Annotated in this window: 13 protein-coding genes; 3 read left to right on the top strand and 10 right to left on the bottom strand. The window is 66.9% G+C overall.

Features of this window, described 5'->3' with window-relative positions:
* Positions 1–8 precede the first annotated feature (8 nt).
* From ACSQ8Y_RS11465 to ACSQ8Y_RS11420, 10 genes are all read right to left on the bottom strand, one after another.
* The gene (locus tag ACSQ8Y_RS11465) at positions 9–725 is read right to left on the bottom strand and encodes a type II secretion system protein (protein WP_436266592.1); all 717 of its coding nucleotides are present in this window, start codon (positions 723–725) and stop codon (positions 9–11) included.
* 2 nt (positions 726–727) lie between these two features.
* Positions 728–1,564 carry a hypothetical protein gene (locus ACSQ8Y_RS11460; RefSeq protein WP_436266591.1) on the bottom strand — a complete coding sequence of 279 codons (837 nt, stop codon included), beginning with the start codon at positions 1,562–1,564 and terminating at the stop codon, positions 728–730.
* Positions 1,557–2,066, bottom strand: a complete 510-nt coding sequence (locus ACSQ8Y_RS11455; protein WP_436266590.1) for a hypothetical protein — start codon at positions 2,064–2,066, stop codon at positions 1,557–1,559. Before ACSQ8Y_RS11455 ends, ACSQ8Y_RS11460 begins: the two co-directional genes overlap by 8 nt.
* On the bottom strand, positions 2,063–2,737 hold the full coding sequence (locus tag ACSQ8Y_RS11450) for a hypothetical protein (RefSeq protein WP_436266589.1): 675 nt from the start codon (positions 2,735–2,737) through the stop codon (positions 2,063–2,065). Before ACSQ8Y_RS11450 ends, ACSQ8Y_RS11455 begins: the two co-directional genes overlap by 4 nt.
* On the bottom strand, positions 2,734–4,386 hold the full coding sequence (locus ACSQ8Y_RS11445; RefSeq protein ID WP_436266588.1) for a hypothetical protein: 1,653 nt from the start codon (positions 4,384–4,386) through the stop codon (positions 2,734–2,736). The genes ACSQ8Y_RS11450 and ACSQ8Y_RS11445 overlap by 4 nt, the downstream gene beginning before the upstream one ends.
* Before the next feature lie 10 nt (positions 4,387–4,396).
* On the bottom strand, positions 4,397–5,605 hold the full coding sequence (locus ACSQ8Y_RS11440) for a type II secretion system F family protein (protein WP_436266587.1): 1,209 nt from the start codon (positions 5,603–5,605) through the stop codon (positions 4,397–4,399).
* Positions 5,605–7,317 carry a GspE/PulE family protein gene (locus ACSQ8Y_RS11435; RefSeq protein ID WP_436266586.1) on the bottom strand — a complete coding sequence of 571 codons (1,713 nt, stop codon included), beginning with the start codon at positions 7,315–7,317 and terminating at the stop codon, positions 5,605–5,607. The genes ACSQ8Y_RS11440 and ACSQ8Y_RS11435 overlap by 1 nt, the downstream gene beginning before the upstream one ends.
* Positions 7,318–7,319: 2 nt before the next feature.
* Positions 7,320–9,638, bottom strand: a complete 2,319-nt coding sequence (locus ACSQ8Y_RS11430; RefSeq protein WP_436266585.1) for a tetratricopeptide repeat protein — start codon at positions 9,636–9,638, stop codon at positions 7,320–7,322.
* Entirely contained in the window at positions 9,635–11,491 is a 1,857-nt protein-coding gene (mshL, locus tag ACSQ8Y_RS11425; protein WP_436266584.1) for a pilus (MSHA type) biogenesis protein MshL, read from the bottom strand. The genes ACSQ8Y_RS11430 and mshL overlap by 4 nt, the downstream gene beginning before the upstream one ends.
* Before the next feature lie 140 nt (positions 11,492–11,631).
* The gene (locus ACSQ8Y_RS11420; RefSeq protein WP_436266583.1) at positions 11,632–13,881 is read right to left on the bottom strand and encodes an AAA family ATPase; all 2,250 of its coding nucleotides are present in this window, start codon (positions 13,879–13,881) and stop codon (positions 11,632–11,634) included.
* Positions 13,882–14,019: 138 nt separating this feature from the next.
* Here ACSQ8Y_RS11420 and ACSQ8Y_RS11415 point away from each other — a divergent pair, with 138 nt between their 5' ends.
* From ACSQ8Y_RS11415 to ACSQ8Y_RS11405, 3 genes are read left to right on the top strand one after another with little or no spacing between them, the layout of a single operon-like run.
* Entirely contained in the window at positions 14,020–15,723 is a 1,704-nt protein-coding gene (locus tag ACSQ8Y_RS11415; RefSeq protein WP_436266582.1) for a GspE/PulE family protein, read from the top strand.
* 1 nt (position 15,724) lies between these two features.
* The gene (locus ACSQ8Y_RS11410; protein ID WP_436266581.1) at positions 15,725–16,951 is read left to right on the top strand and encodes a type II secretion system F family protein; all 1,227 of its coding nucleotides are present in this window, start codon (positions 15,725–15,727) and stop codon (positions 16,949–16,951) included.
* A complete protein-coding gene (locus ACSQ8Y_RS11405) occupies positions 16,951–17,496 on the top strand; it encodes a type II secretion system protein (protein WP_436266580.1) in 546 nt (181 codons plus the stop codon). Before ACSQ8Y_RS11410 ends, ACSQ8Y_RS11405 begins: the two co-directional genes overlap by 1 nt.
* Positions 17,497–17,528 lie beyond the last annotated feature (32 nt).

The raw sequence follows: 17,528 nt of genomic DNA, 5'->3' as shown, positions 1-17,528 counted from the left end.
CGCGCCCGCTACGGCAGCACCTGCGCGGCCACCATGCGGTTGAACAGGATGTTGGGCGACACCCAGGTCACCATGTCGTCGAATTCGCCACCCGGCAGGGCGCGGTTGTCGCTGGCGTTGCGGGCCATGAAGTTGATGTCGGCGGCGGCGTTGCCCTGTTCGTCCTCGTTGCTGCGCAGGTCGGCCGGACTGCGGTTCGCCAGGCGCAGGCCGGCGTCGCTGGTGGCGCCGTAGCCGTTGCGTCCGTGCGACAGTATCACCGCCGGGATGTCGGACGGCGCCGTGGCGACGCTCAGATTGCCCAGCGCGTCGCGCGTGTAGACGGTGATGTCGCGCGCCGTCACCAGCTTGAAGCGGTTGGCGCTGTCGGCGAAGGCGGGCGTGACGCTGTAGCGGTACAAATGGTTCCAGGCGTCCAGCCGCGCCAGCCCCAGCGTGGCCCACGGCAGATAGCCTTCGCGCCGCTCGTCGGTGCAGCGGTTGCCGCTGCGGTCTTCCTGGCCGTCGCCGGCCGAGATGGCGGGGCAGGGCAGGTAGCCGTAGCGCACCGCGAAGCCGACCAGTGCCTCGCGCGCCTCGTCCAGTGCGCGCTGGGTGTCGGCGGCCTTGCGCTGCTCCATCTGCATGGTCAGCGGCGTGAGCAGGCCGCCCACCATGAGGCCGACGATCACCAGCACGATGGCGATTTCCACCAGGCTGAAGCCCTGTTGTTTTTTGGTTTGCATAGTCAGTTCGGCAAGGTTCGCGTGGCGCGCATGCCGGCGTAGATCTTTTGTAGCGGGACCCAGGCCACCATGTCGTCGAACTCGCCGCCGGGCTGGTCCGGCCGGTCGCTGGCGACGCGGGTGATGAAGTGCAGGGTGGCGTTGGCGTTGACGGTTTCATCGTCGTTGCCGACGCCGGCGTTCACCTGTTCGATGCCGGTCGCGGCGGCGCCGTAGTTGTTTTTGCCGTGCGACAGCAGTACCAGCGGCGGGCAGCGCGCCACCATGGTGCAGGTGGGGGCGCCCGCCACATAGCTCAGTTCGCCGTCCGCGCCGCGGCGCTGCACGGTGCGGTTGGCAACCGTGGTGGCGGGCCGGAAGTCGTAGGTGGTGAAGATGGGCGTGACGCTGTAGCGCAGGCGCTTGCCCCAGGCGTCCTCGCCCGGGATGCCGAGCGCGACCCAGGGCAGATAGCCGGTGCATTGCTCGTCGCTGGCGCAGGGCAGGGGATTTTCGCGGCCGTCGGTGGCCGAGACGGCAGGGCGCGGCAGGCGTCCGTTGACGGCGGCATAGCCGGTCAGCGCATCGGCCGCCTGCGCCAGCAGCAGCTGCGTGCGCTGCGCGCGGCGGCTTTCCAGCGTGTTCCTGCCGAAGGCCGACATCAGCAGCGACGAACCGGCCAGCGACAGGACGGCGAGCAGGATCAGCAGCACCGCCCCGCGCTGGCGCCGCCCAGCGCGCGCAAGCATGGCCCCGGCGCCCAGGTCCGCCGTCGCCCGCGCGCAGGCGGGGACCCATGCGGCGGCACCGCCGAGGCCAGGCCCGCCCTGCCGCGTCGGCATGCGTGGCGGCCTACTCATCCGCATTGCCGATGGTGCCGGTGACTTCGTCATAGCTCTGTCCGGGTTTCAGGGTGATGCGCCGGCCCGAAGGCAGGCGCAGCGACACGGAACGGTCTTTCAGCACCTGGCCCTCGCTGTCGGGCACCGGCGCCTGGTTGACCCATACCGTGCTCTTGCCATTGCTGCGCTGGACCACGCCGCTCAGCTGCAGCGGCTCGGGCCGGGGTTCGGCATATGTCGCGGGCGGCGGCGGCTGGCTATCCAGCGCGCTGCCGTCGCGCCGCGCATCCAGTATCGCGCGTTGTTGCGGCGTGTTGAACAGCCGCCCCAGCGGCTGCGCTGCCAAGGTGGCAGGCAAGGCCGCGAGCAGCAGCGCCGCCAGCGCGGCCGCGCCCGCTACGCCGCTGGCACGAGCCGCCCGCCCGGACCGGCCCGCGGCGCGGCCGCCCCGCCGGGGATGGGCGATGGCGCTGCCGTCAGGACGGGGCGCGGCCGGCACCGGACGCCGGTGCTCCCTCATCGCGGCCTCCAGTCTTGCGCCATCCGCGGCGCGGCCGCCGGCGTCAGGGTCAGCCAGTTCAGGGTGCAGTCGGCGGTCAGTGTCGGGGCCATCGCCGACGGCAGGCCGGTGGCGGCGCGTTTGATGCTGCAGTCCTGCACCGCGAAGAAGCTGCGCTGGCGCAGGTCTTCCAGCAGCACGAACAGGTCGCCCTCGTGCAGCAGGTCCAGATGGATGCTCATGCGGCTGCCGTGCAGGCGGTAGCTGCCCAGTTCCATGGCGGGTTCGACCTGCACCGGCTGTTGCGGCGCCAGTTCGTAGCTGATGGGCAGGAGCTTGCGCTGCTCCTGGATCTGGCGCATGGCGTCCACCCAGTCGAGCCGGTTTTCCTGGCCGATCAGGCCGCGCTCGCGCAAGGCGGTGAATTGCGGCTGGTAGAGCCGGATTTCCTGCTTCTCCGTCTCCGCGTGCACCAGGCGGTCGCGCGCCTCGTTGCGCCTTTGCTGCATGGCGGCCTGATAGTCGCGCGCCTGGTGCCAGTTCCAGCGGCTGACGGCAATGGCGCCGGCCGCCACGGCCACCGTCAGCGCGAAGGTCACCACCGCCAGCCGTATCAGCGCGAATTCGCGCAGCCAGTAGGGCAGCACCGTGGTGCGCGCGCGCTTGGGTTTCCTGGTGACGGCGGCGCTCATGGCTTCAGGCTCAGGTTGAGGACGAACTGGGCGGGCTTGTCGCCGGCGCCGGGACCGGTACGGCCGCTCAGCCTGGCGTTCGGGCTGACGTCCAGCGCCGGGCGTTCGATCTCCACCGTCAGGCGGGGATTGCGCGCCAGTTCCTGGGCGAAGCGGTTCATGCTCTCGACGATGCCGCGCGCGTTGTTCTGCATCAGCGGCACCTCGGCTTCCACGCGCAGCGTCTGCGGCGGACGGACGGGGATGCCGAGCAGGCGCGACGGAATCGGCGCCGCTTCCTGCCCGGCGGCCGCAGCCGCGTCCGCCAGGCGCGCCGGCATGGCGTTCGGCCCCGCCCCAGTGCCCGGGCCGCTTGGCCTGCCGCCTGCCGCCGGCCCTGCGGGACCGGCCGGAACTGGCGGGGCGGCCCCGTCGACGCGCCAGTCGAGCCGGGCGATCTGCACCTGCGGCACCTTGTCGAGCGCGCTGCTCAGCATGGTCAGCAGTTCGGCGGGGCGGGGCGCTTGCTGGGCCAGCAGACGCTCGACGGTGACGGCTGCTTTCATATTGGCGGTGGGCGCCAGCGCCGGCGGCATGTCGGACATGCTGATGCGGTAGCTGGCGTCGTAGCCCACCGCTTCCAGGCTGAGCCGGTCCCCCTGGCGCCTGGCGTCCACATAGGCCCACACATTGCCCAGTACCCAAAGCAGGCCGCAGGCCGCCACCGCCACCGTGGACGAGAACAGGGTAGTCCGGATCTGCCACAGCCGGTAATAGCGGCCCACTTCGCCCAGCCGGTAATGGCTGGGCGGACGGGTGCGCGCCAGCAGTTCCAGGAACAGCGGATCGGCCAGCGGCGTGGAGCCGGCCAGGCCCTCGATGCCGGCCAGCCCGGCGGCGATGCCGAGCGGGATCAGGTGGTAGACCGTCTCGGTTCCGCTCTCGCACTGGCCGGCCCAGCGTTCCAGCTCCTCGTCCTGCGCCACCATGACCGCGTTCAGCACTTCGCCGCGTTCCAGCAGGCGCACGCTGACCAGGAACTGCTGCGTGCGCGCGGTCTCCACGCCGGCGTTGGCGGGCATGCCTTCCCGGTCGATCGCCAGCGTCAGCCGGCTGAACTTGAGCTGGCCGTTGTGGAAATAGCTTTGCCGCAAGCCTGCCGTTTCCTTCGTCACCAGCAGCAGGTGCTCGTGTTCGCGGTCCACGCCCAGGCGCCCGGCCAGTTCCTCGCTGAGCAGCGGCACCGAATACACGCCCGCCAGCGGAACCTTGAGCCATTCCATCGCCTCGGTCCACGGCTGCAGCAGGGCGGGATTGGTGAGCGCCGAGCACAGAACGATATCGTCGCGCCTGCCTTCGGCCGCGCGGCCCTGGACGGTGGCCTGGCGGTAGGGCGTTTCGCGGTACTGCTGCAGCAACCGCCGTTCGAGCAGGTTGCGGCCGGCCTTGCCGCCCACGTGCGGCACCAGCAGGCGCTGGAAATCCTCTTCCACCAGGTCGGCCAGCAGCAGCGCGGGCGTGTCCGGACCGGTTTCGCCGAGGTAGTCCATGAAGGCATCCAGGCCGGCGCGCGTGGCGGCGAAGCTGGCCGGGCCGGTCAGGCGGCCGGACTCCCACAGCCAGGCGTCCAGCCGTTCGCTGCCGAGGTAGAGGAGGTGTTTGCGGCGCATGGTCACCTGCTCACAGCCTGATGTTGCTGATGGTGTCGTAGATCGGGCCCAGCACGGACAGCATGATCCAGCCCAGCAACAGGCCCAGGGTCACGGTCATGGCCGGCTCTATCATCGCTTGCGCGCGCTCTATCATTTCCTTCACTTCGCGGTCGTAGAAATAGCTGACGTTGTGCAGCGCGCGGTCCAGCGCGCCGGTCGCCTCGCCCACCTTCAGCATGCGGATCACCAGCGGCGGGAAGATGCCGGTGTGCTGGAAGGCCGCCGTCACGCTGTGGCCTTCCGAGATGAGCTGCGCGGCGCGGCGCAGCCCGGACGCCACCACGCGGTTGTCGACGATGCCTTCGGACAGCCGCAAACATTCCAGTACCGTGATGCCGGACGCGTACATCAGCGCGAAGAAGGTGGCGAAGCGCGCCAGGATGATCTTGCGCAGCACGGGGCCGATGACCCACACGCGCAGCCTGAAGGCGTCGAAGGCGTAGCGCGCCGCCTCGCTGCGCTGCAGCCATATCCGCAGCCCGACCCAGCCCAGCACCGGCAGCAGCAGGATGGCGTACCAGAAACGGATGAAGACCCCGGACACGGCGATGAGCGCGCGCGTGTGCAGCGGCAGCTCGTTGCCCATGTTCTTGATGAAGGCGGTCAGCTGCGGCACCAGGTAGATCATCAGGAAAAAAGTCACGCCCAGCACCACCACCGCCACCACGGCAGGATAGGTGAGGATCTTGCGCGTGCGCGCGGCCAGCTCGTCCTGCCACTTCAGGCTGTCGGACAGGTTTTTGAACACCTCGGCCACCTTGCCGCTCTGTTCGCCGGCATGGATCAGGCTGGTGAAGGTGCGGTCGAACACTTCCGGGTGCGCGGCCAGCGCGTCCGACAGCTGCAGGCCGCCTTCGATGCTCTCGACCAGCGCCGTGATCACTTCGCGGAAGCGCGGGTGCTGCTCCATGCTCTCGCGCAGGTCGTTCAAGCCGTCCAGGATGGGCACGCCGGCGCCCGTCATTTGTTCCATCTGGAAGCAGAACGTGATCAGGTCGCCGCGCGTGATGGCGCGCCGGCCCAGCACCAGCAGCTTTTCGCGCGTCACCGTGTAGTCGATCAGGTCCAGTTCCATGCGGCCCAGGCGCAGTTCCAGGTCGGGCACGTTGGCCGCGTCCATATTGCCCGGCAGGACGTGGCCGGCGCCGTCCATCGCGGTGTACAGGTAGTGCGGCATCAGCTCAGCCTGTCCGTCAGGTCGACCACGCGCGACACTTCTTCCAGCGTGGTCACACCCTCGAGCACGCGGCGCATGCCGTCGTCCACCAGCGTCTTGAAGCCGGCCTCGCGCGCCGCCTTGCGCAGTTCGCGGGCGGACGCGCGGCGGCCGACCAGTTCGTCGAGCTCGGGGTTCATCTTGAGCAGTTCCATGATGGCCAGGCGGCCCTTGTAGCCCTGGTGCGCGCAGCGCTCGCAGCCGACCGCGCGGTAGATGGTGACGCGCTGCCGGCCGGCGCCGGCGTCCGGCAAACCGAGCAGGCGCCGGTCCACCTCGTCGGCCGCGTGCGGCTCGCGGCAATGCGGGCACAGCCGCCGCACCAGGCGCTGCGCGACGATGCCGATGATGTTGCCGGCCATGACGTCGGGCACGATGCCGATGTCGAGCAGGCGCGAAATCGAACCGACGGAGGAGTTGGTGTGCAGCGTGGAATAGACCTGGTGGCCCGTCATGGCGGCCGCGAAGGCCATCTCGGCGGTCTCCTTGTCGCGGATTTCGCCCACCAGGATGATGTCCGGGTCCTGCCGCATCATGGAGCGGATGCCCTCGGCGAAGCCCATCTTGGCTGACTCGTTGACCGAGGTCTGCCGTATCATATTCATCGGGTATTCGACCGGGTCCTCCAGCGTCATGATGTTGACGCTCTCGGTGTTGACGTGGTTCAGGATCGAGTACAGGGTGGTGGTCTTGCCGCTGCCGGTGGGGCCGGTGACCAGGATCACGCCGTCGGGGCGGGCGATCATCAGCTTGAGCAAGGTCAGCTCCGCCTCGTCCAGCCCCAGGCCGTCCAGCGGCACGATGCCTTTCTGGCGGTCCAGCACGCGCAGCACCAGGTTTTCGCCGTGCGTGGTGGGCTGGGCCGAGGCGCGGAAATCGATCTGGCGGCCGGAAAACTTGATCGAGATGCGGCCGTCCTGCGGCGCGCGCGTCTCGGCGATGTTCATATTGCTGATCACCTTGAGCCGCACCGCCATCGCCGGCCAGTAGGATTTGTGCAGGCTGCGGATCTGGCGCAGGATGCCGTCGATGCGGTAGCGGATGCGCAGAAAGCTCTGCTCGGGCTCGAAGTGGATGTCGGAGGCGCCGTTTTGCACCGCGTCCGCCAGCAGGGCGTCGATCAGGCGCACCATGGGCTGGCTGTACTCGTCGCTCAGGGTACCCAGGCTGGCGTAGTTGACTTCGCCCGTTTCGATCTCGTGCAGGATGCCGTCGATCGACAGCTCGAAGCCGTAGTACTGGTCGATGGCGCGCTGGATGTCGGACTCGTTGACCAGCATCGGCGTGATGGTGATGCCCTGCACCAGCATGGCGTTGATCTGGTCCAGCGCCACGATGTTGCTGGTGTCGGACATGGCCAGCACCAGGTTGTCGGAGTCGCGCTGGTAGACGATGGGGAAGACACGGTAGCGCTTGGCCACTTCCTTGGGGATCAGCTTGAGGGCGATGGCGTCCACCACCAGGCTGTTCAGGTCGGCGCTCGGGGTGTGCAGGTTTTCGCTCAGCGCCTCGCGCATGGTCGCTTCGGTGACGAAGCCGAGCGTGACCATCATCTTGCCGAGGGGCTCGCCGTTGCGTTTCTGTTCGATCAGGGCGATGCGCAACTGGTCCTCGCTGATGACGCCTTTCTGGATCAGCAGCTTGCCGAGGGGGATTTTCGGGAGTTCGGGCATGGTCAGTGTGTTTCGTCCAGCTGGCGCATGCGCGCGCGCACCGCTTCGCTGTCGAAGCCGGCCGGACCGGCCTGGGCCAGCGAGAGCGCGCGCTGGTAATAGTTGAGCGCCAGCTTGGGCTGGTTCAGCCGGTCGAGGCCGACGGCTAGGTTGAAGGCATAGTCCGGGTTGTCCGGGCTGGCGGTATAGGCGCGGAAATAGGCTTGCTGCGCGTCGGTCCAGCGCGCCTGGCGCGAGTACAGATTGCCCAGAGCGAACTGCAGCGGGGCCGAATCGGGCGCCTTGCGCAGCAGGTCCTTCAGGCGCAGCTCGGACTGGCCGGTGTCTCCGGGACGCAGGCTGAGCAGGCCGGCGAGGGCGTCCGGGTCGCTCGGGTTCAGCTCCAATAGCCGCATATAGCTGGCCGAGGCTTGCGCCGCGTCGTTGCGGCGCACGGCCACGGCGGCATTGCCGAGCAGCGCGTCGCGGTTGTTCGGGTCTTGCCGCAGGGCGGCACTGTAGTGTTCGGCCGCGGCCGGGAGGTCGCCAGCGAGCAGGGACTGGTAGCCGCTCTGCAGCGCGGGGCTGACGCGCGGCGCCGTCGTGCTGTGGCTGACTTTGATGTCGTTGCTGGCCCACGTAGTCTCTGCGCGCCGGGCAGGCGCCGTGCCGGCTCCGGCGGCCCCGCCACCGGTGCCCGCGCCCGCGCCGGTGCCACTGCCACTGCCAGCCCCGCCTGCTGCCGCCGCGCCGCCAGAGGCTGCGGGCGGCACGCCTTGCTGGCCGCCTTGCATCTGCAAGGCGCGCTCGATTTCTTCGGGCGAGGCCATGACGGTGCCGCCTCCGGCGGGCGGCGCCGAATGCGCACCGGGCACCGGCCCGCGTGCAGCGGAGGAAGTGCCGCCGGCTGCCTGCGCGGCAACGGAAGCTGCGCCTGCAGGGCTGGCGCCACCCGCAGCGGCGCCGTAGTTGGGGGCATTGCCCGCCGCTGTGCCAGCCATGTTTGCGCCGGCAGCGCCGCCCGCGCCCGGGTCCGCGCTGGCTGCGGCGGAGTCCGCGCCGGGCAGCGAACCAGGAGGTGGCGCCACAATGACCCCTTGCTTCGCGCCGCCGGCGTCGGGCGGCGGCATTGGGACCATGGGCAGATTCGCGCCGGGGCCGGGCGCGGTGGTGGCGCGCCAATATATATAGCCGAACAGCGCCACGATCAGCAGCAGGACGCCGCTGAGCACCGCGAGCCGGATGCGGGCCGGATCCCAGCCCACTTTGTCTTCCGCCGCCGCGGCGCGTGCCTCGGCGGCCGCGCGCGCACGCGCCGCCGCACCAGGCTTGGCCCGGTCGTCGCCGGTTATCGTGGCGCCGCCTCCCGTCGTACCGCCGCTGGCAGTGGCGCCCCCGCCGCCTGCCGCGCCGCCTGCGACGCCACTGCCTGTCGCGCCGCTGTCTGACACGCTACCGCCCGCCAAGCCACGGCCCGCCTCGCCACGACCTGCCGCGTCCCCGCCTGCCATACCGCGGCCTGCCACGCCACTGCCTGTCGCGCCTCTTCCTGACACGCTACTGCCTGCCACGCCACGGCCCGTCCCGGCGCCGGCCGCAGACAATTGCCCAGGCTGGCTATGGTGCTGTTGGGCGGCCGCAGCCATCCCTGCGGCGTCGCTCGCCGTGGTATCGGTGGCGCGCTGGCCGTTGCCTTGGCGCCGATTGCCGGTCCGGGCCTCGGCCGGCCCAGGCGCAGGCCCAAGCTCAGGCGCGGCGAGCGTGGCCTCGGGCGCTGGCGCGCGCGGCGCGGTCGCCCCGTCTGGATCGATGGCGGGCGCGATGGGCTCGGATTGCAGCGCCGGCCCGATATCTTTGGACAAGGAAGTATGCGGCGCGAAGGTGATGTCCGGAATCAAACCCGGCACCAGCTCCGGCGGCACGTCCTGCAGTGTCAGCTCGCTGCGCTCGTTGCGGGCCTGCTGCGCATGCGGCGGCATCAATTCCAGCTCGGGCCGGATCCGCCCCGCAGGTGCATGCTTGTGCGCGCCGCCCAGCCGCGACTGCGGCGGCGTAGGATCGTGCGGCGCTTCTTCGGCGGGCATCAGCACCGGGATCTGCTCCAGCGTGTCTTCCGGAACATAGGGCACGTCCAGCGCGACCAGGCCGGGTCCATCGATAGGCTCCAGCGAGAACTCCACCGGCGCCGGTTTGGGCGGAAAACGTTCGGGCGCCAGGTCCTGCGGCGTCAGCGCCAGCACCTCGTCATAGGCCTCGGAAGGTTTGTCCGGCACCTCCTCGTCGAGCAGGCTGTTCTGTTTCGAGCGCTCCGCTTTTTTGAGCGCCTGCATCAGCAAGCTCATAGGCCACCTGCCTTGCCCGCCAATGGCGACTCGGCGTAGGCCGGTTCGGACGCGGCCGCCTGGCCCGGCAGCAGATAGCGGTAATCCTTGTAGTCGCCGTTCACGCTGGCGTCTTTCACCACCACCGGCCGCATGAAGATCACCAGCTCGGTCTTGGTGGCGTTCTCGTTGCGGTAGGCGAACAGATTGCCGATCACCGGCAAGGTGCTTAGCAAGGGCACACCGTCCTTGGCATTGTCGATCGAATCCTGCATCAGGCCGCCCATGACGGCCACCTGACCGTTGCTGATCTTCATGATGGACTCCAGTTCGCGCGCCTGGATCACCGGTACCCGGCTGATCACATTGCCCGCCAACAGCGCCGGGTTCGGATCCTGCACATAATCGACGATGCGCGTAATGGTGGGGCGTACGTTCAGCGTCACCTCGTCATTGTCGGCGATTTGCGGCGTCACGCTCATGACGAAGCCCACCGGCACCGTCTGCAGGCTCGATTCGTAGGTCGCCGGCGCGGTCACCGAGCCGGTTGCGTTCAGCACGGCGGGCGTCACCTTGATGGTGAAGAAGACGTTGTTGTCCACCACCTTCAGCATGGCGGTCTGGTTGTTCAGCACGCTGATCTTGGGGCTGGACAGCACTTTGACCTTGCCGAAGGATTCCAGCAGCTGGATGGTGGCCGACAGATTGCCGGAGTTGAGATAGTTCAGCGCGAACAGGCCGGGCGTGGTGCCGGGCAGGATGCCGGAGGGCAGGGCTTGCGTGCCTATCCTGCCCTGGCTCATGCTCAGACGCCCGCTCAGGCTGGACCAGTTGATGCCTTGCTGGTACTGGTCGCCCAGCTTGACTTCGATAATGGTGGCCTCGATCAGCACCTGGCGTTTGGCGCTGCTCAGCACCAGGTCGAGGAATTCCTGGATCTTCTCGTGCTGGCGCGCGGTGGCGCGCACTGCGATCAGGCCACCCTCGGCATTGACCACGATGGACGGATCGCTGCGGTTGCGGCTGCGCGCGGACGACTGCGGCAGGAAGCTGTCGCCGGCGCTGAAGGGCTGCGGCGCCGCGCCCATCGGCGGGACGGCCCCCTGGCCGGCCTGCGCGGCCGGCTGGGCCTGCGCCTGCTGCTGTTGCTGCGCCAGCATCTGGCCCAGCGGGTCTTGCTGCGTGTCCCCAAGGGTGGAGGCGCGCAGCATGTCGCGGATGTTCTTCTCCAGGCTGTACCAGAAGTTGTTGTCCGAGCGGTTGGAAACCTGCGTGGTCGAATTGTTGTTGCCGCTACCGGCGTTGCCGCCGCCGCTGTTGCTGGATGCGGTCGCCGCGCCCACCGGGTTGCTGCTCTGGCTGGCGCCGGCGCTGCCGCCGCCGGTGGTGGAAATCTGGGTCGCGATGTTCACGCTGCTGCTGGTGCTGCGCGCCACATTCACATAGTCGATCTTGTAGTTGCGCCAGTCCGGCGTATCCGGCAGCACGATCAGGTTGCGGCCCTCGATCTCGTAGCGCATGTCCACCTGGCGCGCGATGCGGCCCAGCAGTTGCGGCAAGGTCTGGTCCAGCGCGTTCAGCGTCACCGTGCCGTCGATGGCGGGGTGGATGTCGACGTTCATGGCCGCGTCGCGCGCGAGCGCGAACAGCAGCGACTGCACCGGCACCTTGTGCACGGTCACGCTGTAAGTCTCCACCTTGGCCGCCGGCTTGGGCGGGGGAGGCAGGGCGCTTTGCCGCACGGGGTCCGGAATGGCGCCGGCGGCGCGCGGCGCCTCGGCGATGTGGGCCGGGGAAACCGGCAGATGTGGCGAAGCGCAGCCGGCCATCAGGAGGCAGGCAGCCGATATCAGCGGCGCGGCAAGTTCTTTCATGTGCGGGACGCCCCAGGGCAAGCTAAAATTGTTGTAGTTTTGGAATGATAATCCGCATCATCTATCAAAAACCACAACCGGGGCGCACGCTTCAATTTCCTTGTATAAATTTTCCAACAGTGCGGCCTGGGATACCCTGCTTATTTCAGCGCGATCTTCTTTTCCGCTTCGGCCGAGGCTGTGCGGATGCCCTTGATGGTACGGATTTTGGGACGGAAACCCAAGCGTTCCTCGTACGCGGCCTGGACTTCCAGCGCCTTCCTGGCGGAAGCGAAGCTGCCGTAGACGATGGCGATGCGCGGTTCGCCTTTGATCAGCATGGGATAGCTGTGCACTTCGCTCAAGCCGATGGCGGCGCGCGTATCGGCCAGGAATTTGTCGGCGCGCTCGGACTCGGAGGCAGGCATGTTTTCGATCTGGACGCAGTAGTTGTCCGCAGGTTCGTCGGCCAGCCAGGTCTTGCTGGCGGCCAGCGATTGCTTGAGCAGGCCCGGCAGGCGTTGTGGCTTTGCAGCGGGCACTATCTCAGCTGGAACATCGAGCGTCAGACCGCGCACCTGCGCCGCCTTCAAGGCGGCGGACGACGCCGTCACTGGCGATTGCACCGGCTTGGCCGCTGCGGCTGCGGGCGCCTTCGCTGCGGGCGCTTCCGGATTGGCAGGCGAGGGTTGCAGCGCTGGCGCAGGCGCTGAAGGCGCCGTTGCCTTGGCAGCAAGCTGGGGTGCGGGCAGGGATGCGCCGGCCGGCGCCGGTGCTGGCGCAGGCTCCGGCCCGCGCACAGCCGGCTCCGGCACGCGTACAGCAGGCTTTGCCTGGGCAATCGCCGCCACTGGGACCACCCGGCCGCTTGTGGCGTGGACCGCAGCGGACGGTGGCTGAAGCAAATATACCGAGCCTCCGATGCCGGCCGCCGCCAGCGCGGCGCAGCCAGCCCAAACGGTGCGGCGCGACGCGGCGCGCGGCGGCGCAGGTGTTGCGTGCTGCAGCGGCGGCGCATGCTGAATGTAGGGCTCCGGTTCCCAATTGCTGTCCAGGTCCGGCTCCGACTCGGAGCGCGACACGGGCTCCGGTTCCGAATCCTGGGACGGCAGAACGCTTAAAGTGGCCAGCGGCTGGAACTCCGGCGAGGGCGACGCCGGAACCGGCGCCTGCAAAGGCATCGTTTCCGGCTCAGGCGCTTGGGTTTGCACGAATGACTGGACGGGTGCCTGAGCCGGCGCTGGCATGGATGTCGGCACAGGCATCGATGGCTGCGCCGGGGCAGGGCGCGGCGCGGGTGTCTGGCTAAGCGTCTGGACTAGCGGCTCGACAAGCGGTTGAGCAAGTGCTTGAGCCTGCTGCGGAGCGCCCGCCTGTGCCGCGGCCTCCATCGGCGCAAAGGTGAGCATTCCGGCTGGCGTATCAGTCTGCGCTGCCGGCGTCGGCGCTCCGGTGAGCGTTCCGGCTGGTGTATCGGCGTGCGTAGCTGCCGTCGGCGTTCCGGTAAGCGCTACGGCCGGCGTATCGGTCTGCGCTGCCGCCGTCGGCGCCCCGGCGGCGCTTTCTATCGCTTCCGCCTGAGGCGCGGCTGGCACGCCGGCCTTGACTGATCCGCCCTTGATGGCGGCCTTCACATGCAGAACCGACACCGTCTCGGCGCCAACCGCGACGGCGCTGGCCAGGGCGTTGTCGGCCAATGCCAGCAGGCGCCGCAGATCGCCGCCGGCGGTGCGGGCGATCAGCCTGGCCGCTTCCAGCTGGATAAGCGACATGCCCTCATGCCCTGCTGCGCGCAGGCGGAAGTCCAGCAACTCGGGCGCCAGATCCAGCGGCAGCGGCGGCAGCACGAAGCTGAGCGTGATGCGTTCGCGCAGTTGTCTTAGCCTGGCCTGGCGCAGCATGGTGTTCAGTTCCGGGCCGCCCAGCAGCACCATGGGCAGCAGTTTCTGCGGGCCGACGTCCAGGTTGGTCAGCAGGCGCAATTCTTCCAGCGTCTCGAGCGGCAGCGTTTGCGCCTCCTCGACCAGCAGGACGCCCTGCTTGCCTTCCTTGCGCAGCGCGTTGAGGTGGCTGTCGAGCATGCGCAGCACTTCATCGCTGCCCATGCCGTCCGGCGCCAGGCCAAGCTGGCGCGCGATGGCGTGCATCGCCTGGCGAGGGTCCAGCGTGGGAAGGGCGAGGCGGAGTACTTGCGTTGCCGGCGGCGCCGGGTGCAGCGCCTGCTGCTGCGCGTAGCGCGCTTCCAGCACCGCGCACAGCATGCTCTTGCCGCTGCCCGGGTCGCCGGTCACCTTGATGATGCCGTCGCCGTGCTTCAGCGCGTACTGCAGCGCCCCCAGCAGCTCGCGGCGGGCGGCGTCTTCGTAATAGAAGGCGGCATCGGGCGCGGCGTCGAAGGGGGAGCGGATCATGGAGGCCAGTTAGGAAAAGACGTCGTACTGTAGCAAATAACGGACTGGTTTAGCCAGCGGGCACTACATATTACTCGGAGAAACGGGCTGTTCTGGCATAAAATGGCCGCGACCAATGTGTAACGTCTGGAGTAGTTTATGGCACGGCCCGAAAAAGTCCGCTTAGGTGAAATCCTGGTGCAGCAGAAGCTGCTGACGGAAGAGCAGCTCGGGCTGGCGCTGGCCGAGCAGAAGCGCAGCGGCCGCAAGCTCGGCCGCGTCTTCATCGAAAGCAGCTACGTCACCGAGGAACAGATTTCGGGCGCGCTGGCGCGCCAGCTGAACATTCCCTACATCAACCTCAAGTTCTACAATATCAACCCGGAAGTAGTGCGCTTGCTGCCGGAAACCCAGGCCCGCCGCTTCCGCGCGCTGGTGCTGGAGGACCGCCGCGGCGCGCTGCTGGTCGGCATCTCCGACCCGACCGACCTGTTCGCCTACGACGAGATAGCCCGCCTGGTGAAGCAGAACATCGAGCTGGCGGTGGTCAACGAGACCGAGGTGCTGGCCGCGATCGACCGCATCTACCGCCGCACCGACGACATCACCGATCTGGCGCGCGAGCTGGAGCAGGATCTGGGCGACGTCTCGGTCGACTTCGGCGCGCTGGCCGCCAATCCGGGGCTGGAAGAAGCGCCCATCGTCAAGCTGCTGCAGTCGGTGTTCGACGACGCCACCCAGGTGCGCGCCTCGGACATCCACATCGAGCCGCAGGAAAGCCGGCTGCAGATCCGCTTCCGCATCGACGGCGTGCTGCACCTGCAGACCGAGGCCGACATCAAGATCGCCCCCGCGCTGGCGCTGCGCCTGAAACTGATGTCCGACCTCGACATTTCCGAAAAACGTCTGCCGCAGGACGGACGCTTCGCCGTGCGGGTGAAGAACCAGCGCATCGACGTGCGTATTTCCACTTTGCCCACGCAATACGGCGAATCGGTGGTGATGCGACTGCTCAACCAGGGCAACACCAATCTGCGCCTGGATGCCATCGGCATGCCGCGCGGCATACTGGAGAAGTTCCGCGCCATTGTGCAACGGCCGAACGGCCTGGTGCTGGTGACTGGACCGACCGGCTCCGGCAAGACCACCACCCTGTACAGCGCGCTGGCCGAGCTCAACTCGGTCGAGAAAAAGCTGATCACGGTGGAAGACCCGGTCGAATACCGCCTGCCCGGCATCAACCAGGTGCAGGTGAACGACAAGATCGAACTCAATTTCGCGCGCGTGCTGCGCTCCGCGCTGCGGCAGGATCCGGACATCGTGCTGGTGGGCGAGATGCGCGACCAGGAAACCGCCCAGATCGGCCTGCGCGCCGCGATGACGGGTCACCTGGTGCTGTCGACCCTGCACACCAACGACGCCGCCAGCACGCCGCTGCGCCTGATGGACATGGGCGTGCCGCGCTACATGGTGGGCAGTTCGCTGCAAGCGGTGCTGGCGCAGCGCCTGGTGCGGGTCATCTGCGAGAGCTGCACCACGTCGTACACGCCGACCGCCACCGAGCACGAATGGCTGCGCCTGGAACTGAACGACAAGGTGGACATGGCGCGCTATTTCCACGGCAAGGGCTGCTCGCATTGCAACGGCATGGGCTATCGCGGCCGGACCGGCGTCTACGAGCTGCTGGAGATGACGCAGGCGGTGGTGGACGCGTCGCATAGCGTGGACACCAACCACTTCATGAAAGTGGCGCACGCGCAGATGCGCGGCGAAACGCTGCGCCGCCACGCGGTGCACCTGGTGATCCAGGGCCGCACGACCATCGCCGAAGCGATGCGCATCAGCAACCAATACGAGGAATAAGGTGCCGTTTTTCGCCTACAAGGGCCGCAACGCGCGCGGCGAGCTGATGCAGGGCGTGCTGGAGGCGGCCGACAGCGGCGCCGTGGCTGACCAGCTGTTCGGCACCGGTGTGACGCCGGTGGAGATCACGCAGACGCGGCAAGTGGCGGGCAAGAGTGGCGAAGGTCTGTGGGCCAAACTGACTGAAAAGAAGGTGACCTCGATGGATGTGCAGTTGTTTAGTCGCCAGTTGTATACCTTGTTGAAGTCCGGTGTGCCCATCATGCGTGGGCTGGCGGGCTTGCAGGAGTCGGCCATCAGCAAGTCTTTCGGACGGGTTATCAAGGATTTGCGGGAATCGCTGGACGGCGGCCGGGAGCTATCGGCGGCGATGCGCAAGCACCCGACTGTGTTCAACAATTTCTACTTGTCCATGGTTAGAGTGGGCGAGATGACGGGCCGGCTGGATGAGGTAATGCTACGTTTGTTCGATCACCTGGAGTTCGATCGCGATATGCGCAACCGCGTAAAGAGTGCCACACGCTATCCGACCTTTGTGGTGGTAGCGATGCTGCTGGCGCTGGTCATCGTGAACATTTTTGTCATTCCCCAGTTTGTGAAGGTGTTCGAGAGCTTCCACGCCGAGTTGCCGCTGATGACACGTATATTGATCGGTACGTCGAGGTTCACCGTCGATTACTGGCCAGCCTTGCTGGTGTCCCTGGTTGCAGGACTGCTCGCGGCTCGCTCTTGGGTTGGGACGACTGCTGGCCGCTTGAGTTGGGACCGTAACAAACTGAAATTCCCTATCGCGGGCAAAATCATTCACAAGGCCACGATGGCGCGTTTCGCGCGCAGCTTCGCGCTGTCCAGCCGCAGTGGCGTGCCAATTGTGCAAGCGCTGACGGTTGTATCGCAGACGGTGGACAATGCTTACTTATCAAAAAGCATAGAAACCATGCGTGACAGCGTGGAACGGGGCGATAGTATTCTGCGCACGTCTGTCGTATCCGGCATCTTCACACCTGTGGTGCTGCAGATGATCGCAGTGGGCGAAGAATCCGGCGCGCTGGATGATCTGATGGACGAGATTGCACAGATGTATGAACGGGAAGTGGACTACGAACTGAAGACCTTGTCCGCGCAAATCGAACCCATCCTGATTACTTTCCTGGGGATTATGGTACTGGTATTGGCGATGGGCATTTTTCTCCCGATTTGGGACCTGGGCAAAGCGGCGTTGCACTGATGGCGCACCCTGAAGGCGGTGGTAGTGCTGTCTCATCCCTGCAACAGCCTTGGCAGCGCGGTTTTTCGCTATTTGAGGTGGCCATTGTTGCCATCATATTCAGTCTTCTCTTGGCCGTGTTGGTTGAGCGGTTGGCATACTACCAAGAAGAATCCGAGCGTGCTGCGGTTCAGAAATTGGTGGCAAATATGCGTACCGCCTTGACTGGCAAGGTTCTGCAGGCTGAGGCGCAGGGGAAACTGGCTGAACTTGATTTGTTGGATGGTCAAAATCCTATCGGATGGCTGCAAAAATCCCCTGATAACTATCTCGGGGAAATTGATAACTTGACAGTTAAAGAAGTTTCGCCCGGAAGCTGGTATTTTGACCGATCTCAACGGAAACTTGTATATATGTTTAGTAGCAAAAAAAGTTTTCGCGGGGACTCATATGAGCGTTGGTTTTTCAGAGTAGAATCCAGTCGCCTGCCCAAGAAAAACGCCAGGCCGAACGGAACGCCTGCCCCACGGGGCGGCGCGGTCCTCAGTCAGGTAGATGGATCATGATTCCGTCACAATTTCTTTAGCTAAGTTGAGGA

Source organism: Pseudoduganella sp. LjRoot289, from assembly GCF_964252925.1.
Classification (GTDB): domain Bacteria; phylum Pseudomonadota; class Gammaproteobacteria; order Burkholderiales; family Burkholderiaceae_D; genus Rugamonas.
The sequence above is the reverse complement of the archived record's forward strand: the minus strand, read 5'-3'. Positions and strand labels throughout refer to the sequence as shown.